General features: G+C 64.2%; 13 protein-coding genes. 6 read left to right on the forward strand and 7 right to left on the reverse strand.

Going from position 1 to position 20,088, the window contains the following annotated elements; genetic code table 11:
• Window positions 1-12 precede the first annotated feature (12 nt).
• The 3 genes from AC1DOP_RS04335 to AC1DOP_RS04345 all read left to right on the forward strand — a co-directional run bounded on the left by AC1DOP_RS04335 (window position 13) and on the right by AC1DOP_RS04345 (window position 4,619).
• Entirely contained in the window at window positions 13-1,311 is a 1,299-nt protein-coding gene (locus AC1DOP_RS04335) for an HlyC/CorC family transporter (protein WP_442122265.1), read from the forward strand.
• A gap of 323 nt (window positions 1,312-1,634) precedes the next feature.
• On the forward strand, window positions 1,635-3,362 hold the full coding sequence (pilB, locus tag AC1DOP_RS04340; RefSeq protein ID WP_477249998.1) for a type IV-A pilus assembly ATPase PilB: 1,728 nt from the start codon (window positions 1,635-1,637) through the stop codon (window positions 3,360-3,362).
• A 21-nt stretch (window positions 3,363-3,383) separates the two neighbouring features.
• A complete protein-coding gene (locus AC1DOP_RS04345) occupies window positions 3,384-4,619 on the forward strand; it encodes a type II secretion system F family protein (RefSeq protein ID WP_442122263.1) in 1,236 nt (411 codons plus the stop codon).
• 345 nt (window positions 4,620-4,964) lie between these two features.
• Here AC1DOP_RS04345 and AC1DOP_RS04350 read toward each other — a convergent pair whose 3' ends face one another.
• The 5 genes from AC1DOP_RS04350 to AC1DOP_RS04370 all read right to left on the reverse strand — a co-directional run bounded on the left by AC1DOP_RS04350 (window position 4,965) and on the right by AC1DOP_RS04370 (window position 13,125).
• Window positions 4,965-5,492, reverse strand: a complete 528-nt coding sequence (locus AC1DOP_RS04350; protein WP_477250000.1) for a DUF1003 domain-containing protein — start codon at window positions 5,490-5,492, stop codon at window positions 4,965-4,967.
• 348 nt (window positions 5,493-5,840) lie between these two features.
• Window positions 5,841-8,126, reverse strand: a complete 2,286-nt coding sequence (locus tag AC1DOP_RS04355) for a hybrid sensor histidine kinase/response regulator (protein ID WP_477250002.1) — start codon at window positions 8,124-8,126, stop codon at window positions 5,841-5,843.
• 564 nt (window positions 8,127-8,690) lie between these two features.
• A complete protein-coding gene (locus tag AC1DOP_RS04360) occupies window positions 8,691-9,266 on the reverse strand; it encodes a DUF1648 domain-containing protein (RefSeq protein WP_477250004.1) in 576 nt (191 codons plus the stop codon).
• Window positions 9,267-9,322: 56 nt separating this feature from the next.
• Window positions 9,323-10,666 carry a carbohydrate porin gene (locus AC1DOP_RS04365; protein WP_477250006.1) on the reverse strand — a complete coding sequence of 448 codons (1,344 nt, stop codon included), beginning with the start codon at window positions 10,664-10,666 and terminating at the stop codon, window positions 9,323-9,325.
• Window positions 10,667-10,719: 53 nt separating this feature from the next.
• A complete protein-coding gene (locus tag AC1DOP_RS04370) occupies window positions 10,720-13,125 on the reverse strand; it encodes a glucose/quinate/shikimate family membrane-bound PQQ-dependent dehydrogenase (RefSeq protein WP_477250008.1) in 2,406 nt (801 codons plus the stop codon).
• Between the two features lie 275 nt (window positions 13,126-13,400).
• Here AC1DOP_RS04370 and AC1DOP_RS04375 point away from each other — a divergent pair, with 275 nt between their 5' ends.
• On the forward strand, window positions 13,401-14,687 hold the full coding sequence (locus tag AC1DOP_RS04375) for a DUF3472 domain-containing protein (RefSeq protein ID WP_442122257.1): 1,287 nt from the start codon (window positions 13,401-13,403) through the stop codon (window positions 14,685-14,687).
• Window positions 14,688-14,710: 23 nt separating this feature from the next.
• Window positions 14,711-15,370 carry a choice-of-anchor J domain-containing protein gene (locus AC1DOP_RS04380; protein ID WP_442122256.1) on the forward strand — a complete coding sequence of 220 codons (660 nt, stop codon included), beginning with the start codon at window positions 14,711-14,713 and terminating at the stop codon, window positions 15,368-15,370.
• Here AC1DOP_RS04380 and AC1DOP_RS04385 read toward each other — a convergent pair.
• Window positions 15,351-16,151: an AraC family transcriptional regulator gene (locus AC1DOP_RS04385; protein ID WP_442122255.1), complete on the reverse strand. Its 801-nt coding sequence runs from the start codon at window positions 16,149-16,151 to the stop codon at window positions 15,351-15,353. The genes AC1DOP_RS04380 and AC1DOP_RS04385 overlap by 20 nt on opposite strands.
• Window positions 16,152-16,238: 87 nt before the next feature.
• Here AC1DOP_RS04385 and panB point away from each other — a divergent pair, with 87 nt between their 5' ends.
• Complete coding sequence (gene panB / locus AC1DOP_RS04390) at window positions 16,239-17,081, forward strand: 3-methyl-2-oxobutanoate hydroxymethyltransferase (RefSeq protein ID WP_442122254.1); 843 nt, start codon at window positions 16,239-16,241, stop codon at window positions 17,079-17,081.
• On the opposite strand, the gene AC1DOP_RS04395 is transcribed toward panB, so the two are convergent.
• Complete coding sequence (locus AC1DOP_RS04395; RefSeq protein ID WP_477250011.1) at window positions 17,066-20,071, reverse strand: TonB-dependent receptor plug domain-containing protein; 3,006 nt, start codon at window positions 20,069-20,071, stop codon at window positions 17,066-17,068. The genes panB and AC1DOP_RS04395 overlap by 16 nt on opposite strands.
• Window positions 20,072-20,088 lie beyond the last annotated feature (17 nt).

The following is a 20,088-nucleotide window of genomic DNA, read 5'->3' on the forward strand; positions in this document are numbered from 1 at the left end:
TCACGGTAAACCTTGGAATCCGTACCCCTTTGGGCGCTTGTCCTCGCCCTCGTTCTCCTGATTCTCTGCTCGGCCTTTTTCGCGATGGCGGAAACGGCCCTGATGGCAGCCAATAAATACCGCTTGCGCCACCTGGCCAAGCGCGGCCACCGCGGCGCCGTCACCACCCTGTGGCTGCTGGAGCGTACCGACAAGCTGCTGTCGCTGGTGCTGATCGCAAATACCCTGATCAATGCGATGGCCACCGCCCTGGTGACGGCGATCGCGATCCTGTTCTTCGGCCACGAGGAAAGCGTCATCACGATCGCCACCGCCAGCGTGGCCTTCCTGCTGATCGTGTTCGCCGAGATCGCACCAAAAGTGATCGGTGCCACCTATCCGGAACGCATCTCGCTGGGCACCAGCCTGGTGCTGCGGCCGCTGATGAAGCTGGCCAAGCCGGCGATCTGGTTCGTCAACCTGTTCGTCTCCGCCATCTTGCGTCCGCTGGGCATCCGCGGCGGCGCCGACGCCCACCAGCAGCGCCTGTCGCCGGAGGAATTGCGCACCGTCGTGCTGGAAGGCGGCAACTTCATGCCGCAAAAGCACAAGAGCATCCTGCTCAACCTGTTCGACCTGGAAAAGATCTCGGTCGAGGACATCATGACCCCGCGCAGCCAGATCGAAGCCCTGAACCTGGCATCACCGGTCGAGGACATCATGGCCGAGCTGACCACCTCCTACCACCGCAAGCTGCTGGTCTATGAAGGCGAGATCAACAAGGTGGTCGGCATCCTGGCGGTCCGCAAGGCGGTCCGGCTGCTCAACGAAGCGGACGAGCTGACGGTCGACCACATCCGGGGACTGCTGAGCGAGCCCTACTTCATCCCCCAGGACACGGACGTTTTTACCCAGCTTCAGTATTTCCAGGAAAACAAGGAAAGGCTGGGCATCATCGTCGACGAATACGGCGAAGTGCAGGGCCTGGTCACGCTCGAGGACATCATCGAGGAAATGATCGGCGACTTCACCACCTCGACCCCGAGCAATGCGCGCGCCGACGCCATGGCCTGGAACACGAAAGGCGAATGCCTGCTCGAAGGCAGCACGCCTCTGCGCGACATCAACAAGAAGCTGGGCCTGGAACTGCCGCTGGACGGGCCGAAGACGGTCAACGGCCTGCTGCTGGAACTGCTGCAGGAAATTCCCGAGTTTCCGATTGCGCTGAAGGTGGGCCAGTGCGTGATCGAAGTGGTGCAGGTGCAGAATCAGTCAATCAAGATCGTGAAACTGTTGCGGCCGGCTGCCGTCAAACGGTGGCTGGCGGCCTGAAAAGCCGCCACGTCGCCCCCGCGAAGGCGGGGGCCCAGGTTTGTATGCGTTTCCTTAGCTCAAGCAAACTTGGATTCCCGCCTCCGCGGGAAGTCGTTTCCGACAATGTCGGGAACGACGATGTGCTTTTGCCCACCCAGGAGCCGCAATGACCCCAGCCAACAGCTTATCACCTCAGCAATACCATTCCGTCTACGTGGTATGCACGCCTCTTTCCCAACGCCAATCTCTTTACAAATTTGATGCCTGCGGGCATGATCCCAAGCAGCCGCCGGGCATAACCGTCCAGCCCAGCCCCTTGTCGACACTCCGTCCCTGATCCTATGGCAGCAGTCCTCCCCAACACGACCGCAGGCACCGCATTGCCCGGGTTGGCGCGCGCCCTGGTCCAGGCGGGGCGATTGACGCTAGCGCAGGCGGACGGCCTCCAAAAGAAGGCCGCCGCCGACAAGACTGGTTTCATCGACACCTTGCTCGGCGCCGGAATCATCGATGCGCGGGGCCTGGCGGTATTCTGCGCCGAGACCTTCGGCTATCCCCTGCTCGACCTGTCCACCTTCAATGTGGACTCCCTCCCCACCAACGCCATCGATGCCCGCCTGATGCAGGGCCAGCGCGTGGTGGCGCTGTCCAAGCGTGGCAACAAGCTGTCGGTGGCGCTGTCCGATCCGACCAATTCCCAGGCCCTGGACCAGATCAAGTTCCAGAGCGAAGCCTCGGTCGAGCCGGTGATCGTCGCCCACGACACCCTGCTGGCCCTGCTGGCCGGCCTGTCGAAGAACGCCGAACAGAGCATCAGCGAGCTGGTCGGCGACGATGCCGAGATCGAATTCGCCGAGGACGAGCCGCACGCCGCGGCGGTCGAAGCCGCCGCCACCGAAGTCGAGGACGCGCCCATCGTGCGCTTCCTGAACAAGGTGCTGATGGACGCGATCACGCTGGGCGCTTCGGACATCCACTTCGAGCCCTACGAAAAGCAGTACCGGATCCGCCTACGCGTGGACGGCGTGCTGCGCGACCACCTGGCGCCGCCGCTGTCGATCCGCGACAAGCTGGTCTCGCGCATCAAGGTGCTGGCCAAGCTCGACATCTCCGAAAAGCGCGTGCCGCAGGACGGCCGCATGCGCCTGGTGCTGTCGCCGACCAAGTCGATCGACTTCCGTGTCAGCACCCTGCCGACCCTGTTCGGCGAAAAGACGGTCATGCGTATCCTCGACGCCACCCAGGCGCAGATGGGCATCGACTCGCTGGGCTACGACCCGGACCAGAAGGCGCTGCTGATCGACGCCATCACCCGCCCCTACGGCATGGTGCTGGTGACGGGGCCGACCGGCTCTGGCAAGACGGTGTCCTTATATAGCTGCCTGAACCTGCTGAACAAGCCGGGCATCAATATCTCGACGGCCGAAGACCCGGCCGAGATCAACCTGCCCGGCGTGAACCAGGTCAACGTCAACGAAAAGGCCGGACTCACCTTTCCGGTCGCCCTGAAAGCCTTCCTGCGCCAGGATCCGGACATCATCATGGTCGGCGAGATCCGCGACCTCGAAACCGCCGACATCGCCATCAAGGCCGCCCAGACCGGCCACATGGTGTTCTCGACCCTGCACACGAACGACGCGCCGTCCACGCTGACGCGTCTCATGAACATGGGCGTGGCGCCCTTCAACATCGCCTCTTCGGTGATCATGATCACGGCCCAGCGCCTGGCGCGCCGCCTGTGTACCTGCAAGCAGCCCCTCGACATCGAGCGCGACGTGCTGAAGGCGGCGGGCTTTCGCGACAGCGACCTGGACGGCGAATGGAAGCCCTACGGCCCGGTCGGCTGCGAACGCTGCCTGGGTTCCGGCTACAAGGGCCGGGTCGGCATCTACCAGATCATGCCGATCAGCCCAAGCATCGAGGCCCTGATCCTGGCCAGCGGCAACTCGATGGAAATTGCCGCCCAGGCCGAAAGCGAAGGCGTGAACTCGCTGCGCCGCTCCGGCCTGATGAAGGTGAAACAGGGGCTGACCAGCCTCGAAGAAGTGCTCGGCTGCACCAACGAGTAGTAAACCAATACGGGAAAACACATGGCAACTTCGGCCCAAGTCCGCAGCGCTGGCGGCGCCCAGATCAAGGAGCACGTCTACGCCTGGGAAGGCAAGGACAAGACCGGCAAGACCGTGCGCGGCGAGATGCGCGCCGGCGGCGAAACCATCGTCAACGTGACCCTGCGCCGCCAGGGCATCATGGTCACCAAGGTCAAGAAGAAAGCCTACCGCAGCGGCAAGAAGATCGTCGACAAGGACCTGACCCTGTTCACGCGCCAGCTCGCCACCATGATGAAGGCCGGCGTGCCGCTGCTGCAATCCTTCGACATCGTCGGCAAGGGCCACTCGAATCCGTCGATGTCCAAGCTGATCATGGACCTGCGCGCCGACATCGAGACCGGCACCAGCCTGAACAACGCCTTCCGCAAATACCCGCTCTATTTCGACCCGCTGTTCTGCAACCTGGTGGGCGCCGGCGAACAGGCCGGCATCCTCGAAGACTTATTGACGCGCCTGGCGATCTACAAGGAAAAGACCCTGGCCCTGAAGGGCAAGATCAAGTCGGCCCTGATGTACCCGATCTCGATCCTGGCGATCGCCTTCATCGTCACCGCCGTGATCATGATCTGGGTGGTGCCTGCCTTCAAGGAAGTATTCACCACCTTCGGCGCCGACCTCCCGACCCCGACCCTGGTGGTGATGGCGATGTCCGACTTCGTGGTGAAGTGGTGGTACATCATCTTCGGTTCGCTGTTCGGCGCCATCTACTTCTTCTTCCAGTCCTGGCGCCGCTCGCTGAAGATGCAGCAGGCCATGGACCGCCTGATGCTGCGCCTGCCGGTCTTCGGCGACGTGATCCGCAAGGCGACCATCGCCCGCTGGACCCGCACCCTGGCCACCATGTTCGCGGCCGGCGTGCCGCTGGTCGAAGCCCTCGACTCCGTCGGCGGCGCCTCCGGCAACGCGGTCTACCTGGACGCGACGAGAAAGATCCAAACCGAAGTCAGCACCGGCACCAGCCTGACGGCGGCCATGCAGAACGCCAACGTGTTCCCGAACATGGTCACCCAGATGGTCGCCATCGGCGAAGAATCCGGCGCCCTCGACGGCATGCTGGGCAAGGTTGCGGATTTCTATGAAGAGGAAGTCGACGAGGCGGTGAGCGCGCTGTCTTCGCTGATGGAGCCGATGATCATGGTGATCCTGGGCGTGCTGATCGGCGGCCTGGTGGTGGCGATGTATCTGCCTATCTTCAAGCTGGGGTCGGTGGTTTAAAACTTTGACATTATAGGTTCTCAGAATACTTCGCAGTGAATTCGCAGTGATCTCATGGTGTTCGCAGTAGTTTGCTCGGGTTTGGCAAACTACTGCACAAGCGAGATGCCAAGACCTATCGAAAGTGTCCGTCGCGGTGGGGGAATGCCAGGATACGGCCAGGAGCATGACAGGCGTAAAACCACGGCAGCTGGGTTCGGCCATCATCTCGTGAAACCAATCGACGTTACCAAAATCGACGTTACCAAAATCGACGTTACCAAACTAGTAGATTTGCTCGACCAACATCGACCATGAAGGGGTGCCAAGGCGAGAGCGAGCCTCGGTGTATATAAGAAATTGCACTCAGTTTTTTTGCTCGTTATCCCGTACGAAATGCTGATGCATTTCCGTCGTCAGCTTTTCGATGCRTTCCGCCATGGCTTTGGTGATTTCCGTCAGCTCTGTATTCTGACGGAGCAGCTCAAGCATCTGCTCGGATTGCTTGGTTGACGCAGTGGCGATTGCTTCGCGGTGCTTGGCATCCGCGTCGGAATGGGCCTTGTCCCGCGCTGCCTGGCGAGTTTGGGCAAGCAAGATAAGCGGCGCCGCATAAGCCGCCTGGAGGCTGAACGCCAAATTCAAAAGAATGAAAGGGTAAAGGTCAAAATGCGTGAAGCCCAGCACGTTTGCTGCGATCCAGACGGCGACGATTAAGGTTTGCCCACCGAGAAAAACCGGCGTTCCGAAGAAACGGGCGAAGGCTTCCGCTCGCAGTCCAAACAAGTCACTGCCAAACGTCTTGAACAAATGTTCGTGCTGACGATGGAAGCGCAAGTGATCGACATCAGGCTCACCTTCCGAAGATAAAGTGTGGACTTGAGACGAGTTCATGACATCCCCTTAAGAAGGCCCGACACGCTCACTATAACTCACATCAAGTTCAAGTCTTGGTGACCTTGCCCTGCTTTTCCCGGACACAGCCTGATGCTTAGTTAGCGTCAGTTTCCAGGGCCTGACGTCGTCGCTTTTTCCTAAACATGCGCGGCGATTTGTACCCTAGGGCCGAATGCGGATGCACCTCGTTGAAGTGCCTGTCATGAAAAAAGCCGGTATGCCGAGATTTAACGGCCTGGCAACCAGGTCGACAGTTTCTTTGATTGAGACCATGAGTTTCTGGCGTCCTAAAACCTGGAGCTTGGACTCGGGCGGCACTTCAGGCATCCGCCTGAATCAAGGCCCTTACAGCGTCGACGCGCGAACCTCGTGTTTGAACCTCGCCGACAGCACGCGCTGGACTTTGTCGATGTCGACCGGCTTGGTAAGGTGGAGGTCGAAACCCGCCTCGAGGCTGCGCGCCTGATCGGCCTCGCTGCCCCAGCCGGTGAGCGCCACCAGCACCCGAGCCTGCGCGCCCGGCAAGGCCCGTAACAGGAATGCAGTCTCGTAGCCATTCATGCCCGGCATCCCGATGTCGAGGAACACCACCGCAGGGTCATGCCGCTTCACCATCTCTACCGCTGTCTGCCCGTCGTGCGCGAGGAATACCTCGTGGCCGCTCATGTCCAGCACCATGGCCATGGTCTCGGCCGCGTCGCGGTTATCGTCGACGACCAGCACCCTGTGCCGCTCGATGGCGCCCTGACTCGAAGGCGGTGCGGCCTCGGCCGGCTCCGGCATGTCGGCACGCGGCAGCCAGATGCGGAACAGGCTTCCTGCGCCCGGGCCGGCGCTCTGGGCGGCGACGCGGCCACCGTGCATCTCGACCAAGCCCTTGACGACGCTCAGGCCGATGCCCAGCCCGCCCTGTGCATGGTCCAGGTGCTGCTGCACCTGCGCGAACCGGTCGAACACGTGCTCGATCATATCGGGCGGGATGCCGATGCCCGTGTCGGCCACTTCGATGAGCAGCATGCCGGGCTGAGGGGACTCGCCACCGCGCAGCGCCACGCGGCCTCCACGTGGCGTGTACTTCGCCGCGTTGTTAAGCAGGTTGCCCACCACCTGCACTAGCCGGGTCGGGTCACCCGTGACCCATAGCCCCCGATCCACACCTTGCCAAATGACCTCATGGCCCTGCGCATCGAGCAGAGCCTGCACGCCCTCCAGCGCTTGTTCGAGCACGGATTGCAGCGAAAGCGGTTCCTGCCTCAGCAGGATTTTGCCCTGCCGGATGCGGGCAATGTCGAGCAGGTCGTCGACCAAGTGCACCATGTGATCGAGCTGGCGTTGCATGATGCCCAGCACCTGATCCGCCTGGCTCGGCAGCTCGCCTTTGATGTTCTGCAGCAATTGCAGCCCGGTGCGCAAAGGTGCGAGCGGATTGCGCAACTCGTGCGCGAGCGTGGCAAGAAAGTCGTCCTTCTGGCGATCGGCAAGCTTAAGCGCCTCGCGCGTGCGTACATAGTCGGTAATGTCGACACAAGCGCCGGTCATTGTCTTCGCGCGGCCCGTCGGGTCCAGGAAGGTCCGGCCACGATCATACAGCCAGTGCACCGAACCATCCGGGTACACCACCCGGAACTCCATCTCGAAATCGTCACCGTCATCGCGGCAGCGTTCGCAGCGGCGGATAACCTCGGCGCGGTCGTCCTGATGAACCAGCGCGATGAATTGGTCGAGGCTACGCACCGCCTCCCCGGGGCGCAGTCCGAACAGGCGGTCAAGCGCGCCATCCCAGGTGAGCCGGTTGTCCTGGATGTCCCAGTGGAAGGTGCCGGTGCGGCTGGCTTCCAGGGCCATCTCCATCGCCAGTTCGGTGGTCTTGCGGCTGGTGATGTCCATAGCCGTGCCGTTAGCGCGCACACAGCGGCCGGCGTCGTCGAATAGTCCGCGTCCCTTGGCCGCAATCCAGCGAACCCGGCCGTCGTCGCGTCCCACCGTGCGGTACTCGACGTTGTAAAGCTCGCGCCGCTGCGGATCGCACGCCGCCGCGAATGCGCGGGCCACTGTCGCCCGATCGTCCGGATGCAGGCCCGCGAAGAAGTCGTCCAGCGAAAGCGCTTCATCGGTCGTGATGCCGAACATGGTTCGCAGCCCTGGTTGCCAGATCAGGCTGCCCTCGGGCACGTTCACGTCCCAGAACGCGATCTCGGAAGCGTCCGTGGCCAGGCGCAGGCGTTCTTCGCTCTCGGCCAGGGCCTGCTGCGCCGCGCTCGCGGCACGTGCGTTGTCCGCGAGCATCACTGTCGAGGTGGTTTCGATCGCTGCGCAGAAGATGCCCGCGACCTGCCCGTCGTCATCCAGCAAGGGCGTGTAGGTGAAGCTGAAATAGTGTGGTCCGGGCGTCTTGCGGCTGGCCAAGCGGAACAGCTTGTTCTCGAATGACAGCGACTCGCCGCGCATGACGGCCTCGTTCAACGGCCCTAGTTCGTCCCAGATCTCGCCCCAGACGTCGGCCATCGAATGGCCGAGCGCATCGGGATGTTTGTCGCCAAGGATCGGGATGTAGTCGTCGTTATAGAGCGAGATGCAGCGTGGCCCCCAGCCGATGTACATAGGCTGCTGCGCGCGCAGGATCAGGCTCACGGCCGTCTTCAGGGACAGAGGCCAAGATCCCGGTGCGCCAAGCGGCGTCGTCGACCAGTCGTGGCAACGGATCAGTGCGCCCATAGCGCCACCACCGCGCAAGTGCGGCTGGTCTGGGTGGTCGATCATTGGTATGGCTCAATATATCAGCGGCGCAGAAGCGATTCGCACAGCTTGCTTGGGTTAAGTCTACATTTTTAGAGGCGAAGGATAAGACTCTACCCGGTCGCTCGCTGCCTGCGGGACAGTGTCTTCCCGAATAGTTGCTCAGTTCCAGTGGCTAGCCAACTAAAGAATTGTAAGTTAGGCAGCCCATGCATCTCAAGACTGCACCGGCTACAGGGATATTGTACTTATTGACAAAAAAGTGTGGAAGAAATCACGCCGGCCGCTCCCATGGAAACTCGGCTGGCAAACCTGCTTGCCTTGCCCAGCCGTTGCACGCAAGACCATACTTTTTCAGTCTACTGACAAAGTGCGATGATGTCTATCGGGTAATATGCTTGAACCACTTAAGAGGTGTGAAGCTGCTGCCAATGTACCCATTTTGGAAAGCTTGCTCATCTATCCGGTACGGCTCATCAAGTGGGAATAGAGCACCGTCACCAAGGGTGCTCCAAGTGCCAGCACAAACACCCCGAGCACCTTATCCCCCCGCTCCAGCCCGAACGCGGCAACCAGCATCCCCAGCCCGCTCGCCACGAAAATCCAGCGCCCGGCCTTGCGCGATTTGTCGAGCGCCCCAATCGCGATATAGAGCATGCCCAGCGCAAGGGCAATATAGTTGCTGGTATCGACCTCACGTCCCAGCGCATGAATCGCAATGACCGCCTGGATCGCAAGCTGGACGAAAAGCAGGCGCGAAAACACGGTACGCCGGACCCGCGCCGGCGGAACGGAATCTCCCGACGATGAAAAGCCCTGCGGCGACACGGACATCAAGAACCACACCACACAGGCGACGATCGGCATAATCAAGAGGCCGGCCCACTCCCCGACCCAGGCATCCGGCCTGCCATCCGAACCCCAATGAATCACGACCTGCCCGCCGGCAGGCAATTCGTGAATCGCCCAGAGTGCAATGCCGAACATGGCGGCAATGAGAATCGCATTCAGGGCAGCGGCGAAAAGCTTGTTCAATTTTTCCCTTGCAATCAGTTAGCGCCTCCAGAATACCAGTTCCTACCCCGCACGCATTAGAAGCTGAGACTGGATTTCAAACCGATCACGAAGGCATTGCTGTTGCGCGTCGTGCCGCCCGGATGCACGATGTACTGAAGATTGGGACGCAAAACCACCGAGGGCAGCGGCAACCAGGAGTAATACAGCTCGCCCACGTATTCGTAGCCACCGCCCGCGACGGTGTCCCGGCCGGTGCGGGCATTGTTCTGGCGCGTGAAATCGGCGAAGCGCCCATTGTTGTGGGTGGCACCCACGGCGAAGCCGATCGAGTCCTGGGCGCGGCTTTCGAACGGGCCCTTGTACTGCACGCCCAGCGTGAGCTGGTGGTCCAACTGGGCCGTGTCGTGGTCGGCCTGCGTGAAATTCAGGAACAGCGTCGCGCCGCTACCCTTGGCCGTTCCGGTCACCTTCTGCTGCAGGCTCAGGTAGGCACCGTACTGGCCGTTGCGCTCGAGGGGTTCCAGTCCCGTCAGGCCGCGCGGGTTGTGGTTGCGGTCGAAGAACAGGTCCTTGCCGTCCGAAGTGTTGTACCAGGCGCCCAGCTTGTAGGAACCGGGCAGGCCCTGCCAGTTCGGCTGCCAGCCGAGCTCCAGCGGGATCAGGGCGCCGGTGGTGCCGCTCGGGTTGTTCGGCTTCCAGCCGTTGTGGCGCGCGTACTCGTCGTCCACGTACTTCGGATTGACCTGGTAGACGCCCAGCTGCACGTAGCTGTCCGCGGACGGGTGGTATTTGATGCGCGTGGCCCATTGGCTGGTCGGCCAGTTGACCCAGTAGTTGCCGACCAGGTTGCCCGGCTGGGCGCTGCAGAAAGTCAGGTTCTGGAAGTCGCAGGAAAAGCTGAAGAAATCCTCGCTGAGGGTCATGCGCCCGAACTTGAGTTCCAGGCGGTCGTCGAGCAGCTTCTGGTTCAGCCACAACTGCGTCAGATGCCAGGTCTGGCCGCGTCCATAAACTTCCTGGATCAGCAAGTTGTTGCCGATGTGTGCGTCCGCGCCGAGATTGCGGCCATTACGGTCGGTCATGGTGAACTGGAAGCTGCCGCCGCGCCAGCCCCAGCGCTTGTCGAGGTCGACGGTGGTGCCGAATTCCCACTGGTCGGTGTCGCGCGTCAGGTGTTCGGTGCCGCCGCTGAAGTTGTGGGCCAGCTGGTTGCCGTAGCCGAGATTGAACACCACGCCGCGGTCGGCCAGCTGCTTGCGCAGGCCGCCCCAGTCGCCGGTCAGGGTGGGGCTGGTCGTGAGGTCGCCGGCATGGGCCATGGCATGGGCCATGGCCTGGCCCAGCAAGGCCGCCGCGGCAAGGACGCCGGGCCGGACCAGGGAGCGCCGGGAACGGAAAAGCCTGTCGAGCGTCGCCATGTGATTCCCCCTGCATTGACACCTTGGAGTCGTATCGAGGCGATGGAGTTCGCCTAGGGCAGCGCATAGGCGATCACATAATCGCCCAGTCTGGTGCCGAAGGATCCGTGGCCACCCGCGGCGATCACGACGTACTGTTTGCCGTTGGCGGAATAAGTCATCGGCGTGGCCTGGGCGCCTGCCGGCAGGCGGGCCTGCCAGAGCTGCCTGCCGGTGTTCACGTCGAAGGCGCGCAGATAGTTGTCCGCGGTCGCGCCGATGAAGGCGAGGCCGCCGGCCGTCACGATCGGGCCGCCCAGCATCGGCATGCCCATCTTGAAGGGCAGCGGCACCGGCGAGCTGTCGCGCACCGTACCGATGCGCTTCTTCCACACGATCCTGTTGGTCTTCAGGTCGATCGCGGAGATATACCCCCAGGCCGGCTGCTTGCACGGCAGGCCGATCGGCGAGAGGAAAGGATTCAGGGTCACGCCGTAGGGCACGCCGTATTGCGTCTGCAGGCCCTGTTCCGAGCCGCCGCCCTTCACGCCGGGTACCGGTTCCACCGGATTGTTCGGGCCGCGCGGCACCAGGCGCGAGACGAAAGGCAGCGCCATCGGATTGGCGATGGCGATCTGGCGATCGGTGTCGACGGCGATGCCGCCCCATTCGAACATGCCGAGGTTGCCGGGGAAGACGAGCGTGCCCTGCAACGAGGGCGGCGTGAAGGTGCCTTCGTAGCGCAGCCGGTGGAAGATCACGCGGCACACGAGCTGGTCGTACATGGTCGCGCCCCACATGTCGGCATCGGTGAGCGGCTTCGACGGGCGGAAAGTGAGTTCGGAGAAGGGCTGGGTCGGCGAGACACGGTCGCCGGGCGCCGCGCCCTGCGGCACCGGCCTTTCGGGCGCGGGCACGACCAGCGCGCCGCTGCGGCGGTCGAGCACGAACAGGTTGCCCGTCTTCGTTGGCGCGTACACGACCGGAATCGTCTTGCCGTCCTTGCCGGTGATGTCGGCCAGCGTCGGCTGCGACGGCAGGTCCATGTCCCACAAGTCGTGGTGCACGGTCTGGTAGAACCAGGCCAGCTTGCCCGTCGACGCGTGCAGCGCCAGCAGGCCGGACGCATGGCGCTCCTGGTCGGGCGTGCGCTTGCCGCCCCAGATATCCGGTGTCGATACGCCCATCGGCAGGTAGACGATGTCGAGTTGCGGGTCGTAGGCGGCGGGCGCCCACGAGTTCGGCGAATTCCATACGTAGTGCTCGCCGGGGCCCGGAATCCTGTTCGGATCGGGCGCACCGGGATCGAAGGCCCACAGCAGCTCGCCGGTCCTGACGTCGAAGCCGCGGATCACGCCCGAGGGTTCGCGTGTGGAGTAGTTGTCCTCGACCGCCCCCGCCACCACGATCACCTTGCCCGTGACGACCGGCGGCGAAGTCGGCTCGTACATGTTCCTGGCCTGGTTCGTCACCGGCATGCCGTGCTGGAGGTCGAGGTCGCCCTTGTCGGCGAAGTCGGCGCAGCGCTCGCCGGTGAGCGCGTCGAGGGCGTAGAGGTGGCCGTCATTCACCGGCAGGAAGATGCGGCGCGTGCAGGCCGGGGCCGGGCCGCTAGCTGTGCTGGCAGCCAAAGCGGCGCCCTGCGCCAGGTCGACATGGGACACGCCGCGGCAGGTCACGTGCTGGAAGCTCGGGTCGGTCCGCAGACCCGGATCGAACTTCCACTTCAGCGCGCCGGTCTTCGCATCGAGGGCGAACAGTTTCTGGTGCGGCGAGCACAGATACAGCAGGTCGCCGATCTTGACCGGCGTGACTTCGTCGGTGATCTCGACGGGATCGTTCGGCCCCTTCATGTCGCCGGTGCGGAAGGTCCAGGCGACCTGCAGGTTCCTGACGTTGTCCGGCGTGATCTGCCGCAGCGGCGAGTAGCGCGTGCCCGCCTGCGTGCGGCCATAGGCGGGCCAGTCGGCCGGATCGCCGGCGCCGGCGCCGGCATTCACGTTGGCGTTCGCCGCTTGCGCTCCGGCGGCAGCGGCGAAGCGGCCGTCGACGGTCTGCGGATCGTTGAAGGCTGCGTAGACCAGCACGCCCGCCCAGATCACCAGCGCCGCAAGCAGCGAGCCGCTGTCGAACCTGGGCGGCGCCACCGGACGCAGGCTCACCAGCAGCAGCCAGACGCCGAAGACGACCAGCACGCCCGAGCGCGGCGCGAGCGCCCAGAAATCGGGCCCCGATTCCCACAGCGACCAGGCCGCCGTGCCGACCAGCACCAGGGCATAGAGCGCGAGCGCGCCGGGGCGGCGGCGGAACAGCAGCCATGCCACGCCGAGCAGCACGATGCCGGTGATGAGGTAATACGCCGATCCGCCCAGCGACAGCAGCCAAGCGCCGCCGATCAGCAGATACAGCCCTGTCAGCACGGTGAACAGGAGGCTGACGAAGCCGGTGGATCCCAGCGGCCTTGCTTGTTCTGTGGACATGATGATCTACCGCTTGCACCGATGTAGACAGGGTCAGATTACACGTCACCGGAGAATCGGAGCGCACCACACCATTCCGGCAAAACGAAAGCCAAAAATCCATCTCAGCTATAAACGAAACATATATTTGGTTTTTTATCTGATCATCGGCATGAAACTTATGTTTTTGTTGACGATACTTTCTTTTATTCGTAAATTACCCAGGCAATCGTAATAAAAAAGAAAGAAATTTAATTAATATCTTTCGCTTTATGACAATCACATAAGGAGATGCAATGGAACGCAGGATCAAGTATTTGAATGCTGCCGCCTTCGCCGCCGCCGCCGCCGTGGCCCTGGCGCCTCTGCCGGCGGCGGCCACCGACGCCGTGGTCGCCCTCGCCGGCAACGCCTTCGTCACCAGCGCGGCGCCGAACGCCGCCGAAGTCATTACCAGCAATGGACTCGGCAACTGGACCAGCGCCGGCACCGTCACCAGCACGTACTTCCGCGTGGCCGCATCCCCCAACTGTTCGCGCAGCTGTCCGGCGGCGGTGACGGTGTCGCTCAATGCGCGCCTGGCCGGCAGCACGCGCAGCACCGTCCGCGTCAGCATCAACGGCACGCCCTTCGACGTCACCTTGACGGGCAACGTCACCAAAAATTACCCGGTCGGCACCGTGATCGTCCCCGCTGGTTACGTGAAGGTGGACCTGCAGGGCGTGAGCAAGGATGGCGGCTATTTCGGCGACGTGTCCTCGATCGGCGTGTCGACCGAGGCGACGCTGAACTACGCGAACGATCCGGCCAACTACTACTGGTCGCGGCGCGGTCCTTCGGTGCACCTCGGCTTCACGGTCCCGGCGCAGACCGAGTACTTCTACAACGAGGTCACGGTCCCGCAGGGGCAGGACAAGATCGGCTCCTACTTCATGGCCAACGGCTTCACCGGCGGCTACTTCGGCATGCAGGTGAAGTCGCCGAGCGAGCGCTGGATGCTGTTCTCGGTCTGGGATGCCGACAACGGCGCCAGGACCACTCTTGTCGGCAAGGGCGCCGGCGTGGTCGACAACGGCTTCGGCGGCGAAGGCACCGGCGGCCAGTCCTACCTGCGCTTCAACTGGATCGCCGGGAATACCTATCGCTTCATCACCCGCGCCCGGCCCGACGGCGCCGGCGGCACCGATTACTCGGCCTGGTTCTTCGCTCCGGAAACCGGCGCCTGGAAGTACATCGCCACCTGGAAGCGGCCGGGAACCTCCAGCTACCTGACCGGCGTCTACTCCTTCCTCGAGAACTTCATCGACACCAACGGCTATATGGAGCGCTCGGCCGACTACGGCAACCAGTGGGCGCGCTCGAACACCGGCAGCTGGACCGAAATCACCACCGCCCGCTTCACCGGCGACGCCACCGCGGCCAACGCCCAGCGCATGGACTATGCCGGCGGCCGGCGCGGCAGCAGCTTCTACCTGCGCAACGGCGGCTTCTTCAGCAACTATGTGCCGATCAACCAGAACTTCACCCGCCCGGCCACCGGCACCCCGCCCGCCGTCGACCTCAACGCCCTGCCACTGCAGTGAGCGCAAACCATCAGGAGTCCATCATGTTCAAACGATCGCCGCGTACAGTTCTCCTTGCCGCCCTTCTCGCCTCCCTTGGTTTTGCCGGCACCGCCCAGGCCAACATCATCGAAGGCTTCGACGACATCGCCAGCCTGGCCGCCAGGGGCTTCATCCTGCGCAATGCCAGCGCACCAGTCGGCAGCAACGGCTTCTTCCAGGGGAACAGCCGCGTCTTCGGCGCCCAGGACGGTGCACCCGGCGCCTACCTCGGCGCCAACTACCAGAGCGCGGCCGCCGGCGGCGGCATCGACGACTGGCTGATCAGCCCGGAGTTCTCGACCAGCGCCGGCGGCACCATCTCCTTCTATGTGCGGGCGGCGGCGGACCAGGGCTACTCCGACCTGTTCCAGTACGGCCTGAGCACCGGCGGTACCGGCGCCGCCGATTTCGTCCTCGGCAGCCTGGACGCCGCGCCGACCGGCGACTGGACCCGCGTCAGCCTGGACTTCGCCGGCACCGGCACGCCGGGCAGCGTCGGCCGCTTCGCGATCCGCTACACCGGTCCGGCGGACAGCGCCAACTACATCGGCATCGACACGCTCTCGCTGCCGCTGCCGGAACCGGCCAGCCTGGCGCTGCTGGGACTCGGACTGGCCGGCCTCGGCGCCAGCCGCCGCGGGATCAGGCGCGCGGCCCGCTGACGGCAGCGTCGTCGATGAAACGGCTGGGCGCGACGCCCAGCGCCCGCCGGAACATCGCCGAGAACGCGCTCTGGCTTTCATAGCCCATGCGCGCGGCGACTTCGCCCAGCGGCAGGCCGCGGACCATCAGTTCGATCGAGCGTTCCAGCCGCAGTTGCTGGCGCCAGGTGCCGAAGCCGAAGTTCATCTCTTCGCGGAACAGGCGCGCCAGCGTGCGGGCGCTGGCGCCCACCTGTCCGGCCCAGTCTTCCAGGGTCCGGTGCGAGGCCGGATCGGCGGCCAGCGCCTGGCATAAGGCCTGCAGGCGACGGTCACGCGGCATGCGCAGGCCGAGCGACAATGCCGGCGCCCTTCCCACTTCCACCAGCAGCAGCTCTGTCAGCAGGTGCCGCCGCCCGTCATTGACAGGATCCGCCGCCAGCAAGGCTTCGAACAACGCCCGCGTGAGCGCCGAAATCTCGATCACCGCGCAGGCGTCGATGGCGCGCGGCGCCGCCTCCGGCGCCACGTAGATGGTGCGCAGCTCGACCTCGCCCAGCATGGTCACCTCGTGCTCGACGTCCGGTGGAATCCACACCGCGCGCAGCGGCGGCACGATCCACATCATCTCTTGCGCTTCCACCTGGATGCTGCCCCGGAAGGGATAGGCGATCTGCGCCCAGGCGTGGCGGTGCTTCGGCACCCGCAGGCCGGGCGCGGGGCGGCGCAGGTTGACCGTCACCGGCTCCGCAATGGAGGGGACGCGGCGCGGGTCGGGGTCGAAATCGAGGGTTGTCAGCATTGCGACAATTCTTGTCCGCCTGTCGAAATCCTGTCAAGGCGCCGCTGCCTAGAATGGCGGCTGCTTGTTCCAACAGGAGACCATTCGATGAGCACTCACACTACCCTCCGCCGCATCACCGTGCCGCAGATCCGCGCCATGAAGGGACCTGGACGCATCGTCTCCCTGACCGCCTACACGAGTTTGATGGCGAAGCTGATGGATGATTATGTCGACCTGATCGTGGTCGGCGACTCGACCGGCATGGTGGCCTACGGGATGGAGTCGACCCTGCAGGTCGGCCTCGACATGATGATAGCCCACGGCAAGGCGGTGGTACGCGGCGCCGCGCGCGCCTGCGTGGTGGTCGACATGCCCTTCGCCACCTATCAGGAATCGCCGCGGCAGGCCTACCGGAACGCAGCCCGGGTGCTGGCCGACACCGGCGCCCAGGCGGTCAAGATGGAGGGCGGCGAAGAGCTTCTCGAGACCGTGGATTTCCTGGTACGGCGCGGGATTCCGGTGATGCCGCACATCGGCCTGCTGCCCCAGCACGTGCAGGCGATGGGCGGCTTTCGCTACCAGGCCCGCACGCCGGAAGAGATCGACGCGCTGGTGCGGCTGGCGCGCGGCCTGGAGCGGCAAGGCGCCTTCTGCCTGCTGATCGAAGGCACCAGCGAGGCGGCGGCGCGCGCCGTCACCGGGGCGGTGGCGATCCCGACCCTCGGCATCGGCGCCTCACCCAGCTGCGACGGCCAGGTACTGGTCACCGAAGACATGCTCGGCCTGTTCTCCGACTACCGGCCGCGCTTCGTCAAGCAGTATGCCGCGCTGGCCGACAATATGCGGGAGGCCTTCGGAAAGTACCGCGACGAAGTCCGCGACGGTACTTTCCCCAGCCTCGATCACTGCTTCGCGGCGGCCGGCGCCCCGGCTCAGAAGAACTTGTAAGCGGCCGACACCGAGAACTGGCGGCCGAACAGGTTCTGGCTGTGGTTATAGCCTTCCCAGCCGTTCGGATCGTAGTACGGGCGCTTGTCCAGCAGGTTCTTGACGTTCAGCCCCACCTCCAGGTTCTTCACCGGCTTCCAGTTGAAGCCCAGGTTGACCGTGGTGTACGACGGCGCGCCGTCGCAGGAACTCTCCGGCAGCGACACCCCGGCCGCGGTGCAGTTCTCCGGCGCGTTGTCGTTGTCGTAGGGACCGTAGGCCCACTTGGTGCGGCCGGTGAAGTTGACGAACAGGCTGGTCACGAAGTTGCGGTAGCTCCAGTCGGCGTTGACGGTCGCACGCAGGCGCGGCGAATCGTAGTAGCCGACGTAGTTGCCCGAGAAGCCGCTGCCGTCGTCGTAGTTATAGGTCTCGCGGCGGCGGATGGTCGCCGCCACGCCCGTGTTCAGCTTGCCCCAGGCGCCCAGCGAGAAGCGGGTGCGCGCATCGATGTCGAAGCCGTCCACCAGCGTGCGGCCGCGGTTCAGGTAGGAGTTGATCAGGCCGCCCAGGTTGCCCACCGAGTAGCCCGGCACGCCGCCGGCGCAGGCCGCCGCATTCGCCGCGTTGGCGCACATGCCGCGTACCGCCGCCATGTTGGCGCGGTCGGCGTCGGTGAGATCGTTGCGGATCGCCTGGCTGGTGCCTTGCAGCGCCGGGCCGTACTGGTCGACCAGGTCGGTGAACAGCTGGTTGAAGTCCTGGCGCACGATCTCGTTGCGGCGGTTGACGATCCAGTAGTCGATCGAGATGCTGACGTCGCGGGCCGGCTGCAGCACCACGCCGAAGGTGCCGATCTTGGCCTTCTCCGGCTGCAGGTTCGGGTTCGGCGGGGTCAGGCCGCCCACCGTGGTCGAGCAGTTCGAGTTCAGCAGGGTCTTGCCGAGATCGACGTCGGTCGGCGTCACCGATTTCATCAGCAGGCGCGCCATCGCATTGGTCTCGTCGCAGCGCACGGTGTCGCGGATGCCGCCGACCTGGGCGAACACGCCGCCCTCGCCCGATTCCGCCAGGTTGGGCGCGCGGAAGCCTTCCGAATAGGTGCCGCGCACCAGCAGCTCGGGAAGGGCGCGCCACTGCACGCCGATCTTCGGCGCCAGGTTGGCGGCAAAGTGCGGGTACTTGTCCAGGCGCGCCGCCGCGTTCAGTTCCAGCTTGTCGGTCAGCGGCACCACTACTTCGCCGAACACGGCGCCGATGGTGCGCTTGCCGTCGAACCAGGAACCGCCCTGCTGGGTGATCAGGCCGTTGGCGGCATCCGGATTGCCCGGGGTCTCGAAGCTCTCGCGCATCAGGCTGGTGCCGACGGCGGCGCGCACCTCGCGCTCGCCGATCTTCGCGATCGTGCCCTCGATCTTGGCGTCCCAGGTCATCAAACGGGTCCAGGACTGGATGTCGAAGGTCGGGAAGGCTTCGCGCAGCAGGGCCGCATTGGCTTCGCTGATCTCGCCGAACTTGTAGGCCGGATTGTCGGCGATGTAGGGACGCTTGGTGACCGGATCGATGGTGGTCGGGCCGAAGGCCTTCTCGAAGCCCTTGGTGTTGATGTTGGTGGTCTGGTACAGGGTCGAGTGGCTGCCGGCGACCGCCAGCGCGGTCTCGAAGTCCCAGTCGCCGAACACGGTGCCGCGCAGGCCGGCCAGCGCGCGGTAGCTGTCGTCGATATTCGTCTGGCCGAAGTGGCCGGGCGCATCCTGCAGGATGTAGTTCAGGCCGGCGGCGCCGCCCATCTTGGCGGCCATGTCCGGATCCAGCCTGCCCTTCAGGTAGACGTTGTTCGGTCCCAGGTAGGGATTGACGAAGGTGTTCAGCGTGGTGCCGGTATTGCGCGCGAACCAGTTGCTGGTGCTGCCGCTGTTGAAGGTGCGCGGGCCGTTCTCGCCGCGCATGCGGATATGGGTGTAGGCGCCTTCGGCGAATCCTTCGAGGCTGTCGCTGATGCGCAGGCGGCCGGCCAGGTAGCCTGTGGCGCGCTTGGACGACGGGCCGGTGTCCAGCGCATACGGCAGGTTGTTCCAGATGCAGCGGGTGCCCGATGCTTCGACGATCGAGGACGGGCAGCCGTTCACCGCGCGTTGGGTGCGGGCATTGTTCTTCAAAGGGTCGAACACGAAGAAGGTACCGGGGTTCATCGTGCCCGGCTCGCTGCCGGTACCGATGCGGAAGTTCGGGATGAAGTTCGGGTTGTTGACGTAGAAGTACTCGGGGCGCTTGTCGTAGGTGTCGGCCAGGGCGATGCGGTCGCGCTGGTAGAGGTTCAGCGAGCCGTAGACGTTGTAGCCGTCGTTGCCCAGGTCGCCCTTGCCGAACAGGATGCTGCCCTGGCGCTCGCCATAGGACGAGACCCGCGACGAGGAATCGTTGCTGCCGCGGACTTCGAGGCCCTGGTAGTTCTTCTTGGTGATCACGTTGATCACGCCGGCCACCGCATCCGAACCGTACACCGCCGAAGCACCGTCGGTCAGCACTTCCATGCGCTCGATCGCCGCGGCGGGAATCGCGTCGATGTTCACGAACATGGTCTGGAAGCCGGCCGGCGCACCGTAGAAGGACAGGCGGCGGCCGTTCAGCAGCACCAGCGTGCCCTGGGCGCCGAGGCCGCGCAGGTTGGCCTGCGAGCCGCCGTCGGAGCCGGTGAACATCGAGCGGAAGTCTTGCTGGGCCGGACGCGCGGCCGGCAGGTTGTCGAGCACCTGCAGCAGCGTGCGGGCGCCCATGTTCTCGATCTCCTTGGCGTCGATCACCTGCACCGGCGAGGCGGTTTCGGCGTTGATGCGCTTCAGGCTCGAACCGGTCACTTCGACCCGCGCCATCTTCCCTTCCTTGCGCGTGTCGTCGGACTTCGCCGGCTTGTCCGCCTTGACCGCCTGGTCTTCCGCCTGGCCGGCAGCGACGGCGCTCGACGCCAGTCCAGCGGCCGCCAAGGCGGCCAATAATGTCTTCAGTTTCATGTCTCTCCTCCTGTGTT

It is taken from the genome of Massilia sp. 01N410 (assembly GCF_056399665.1).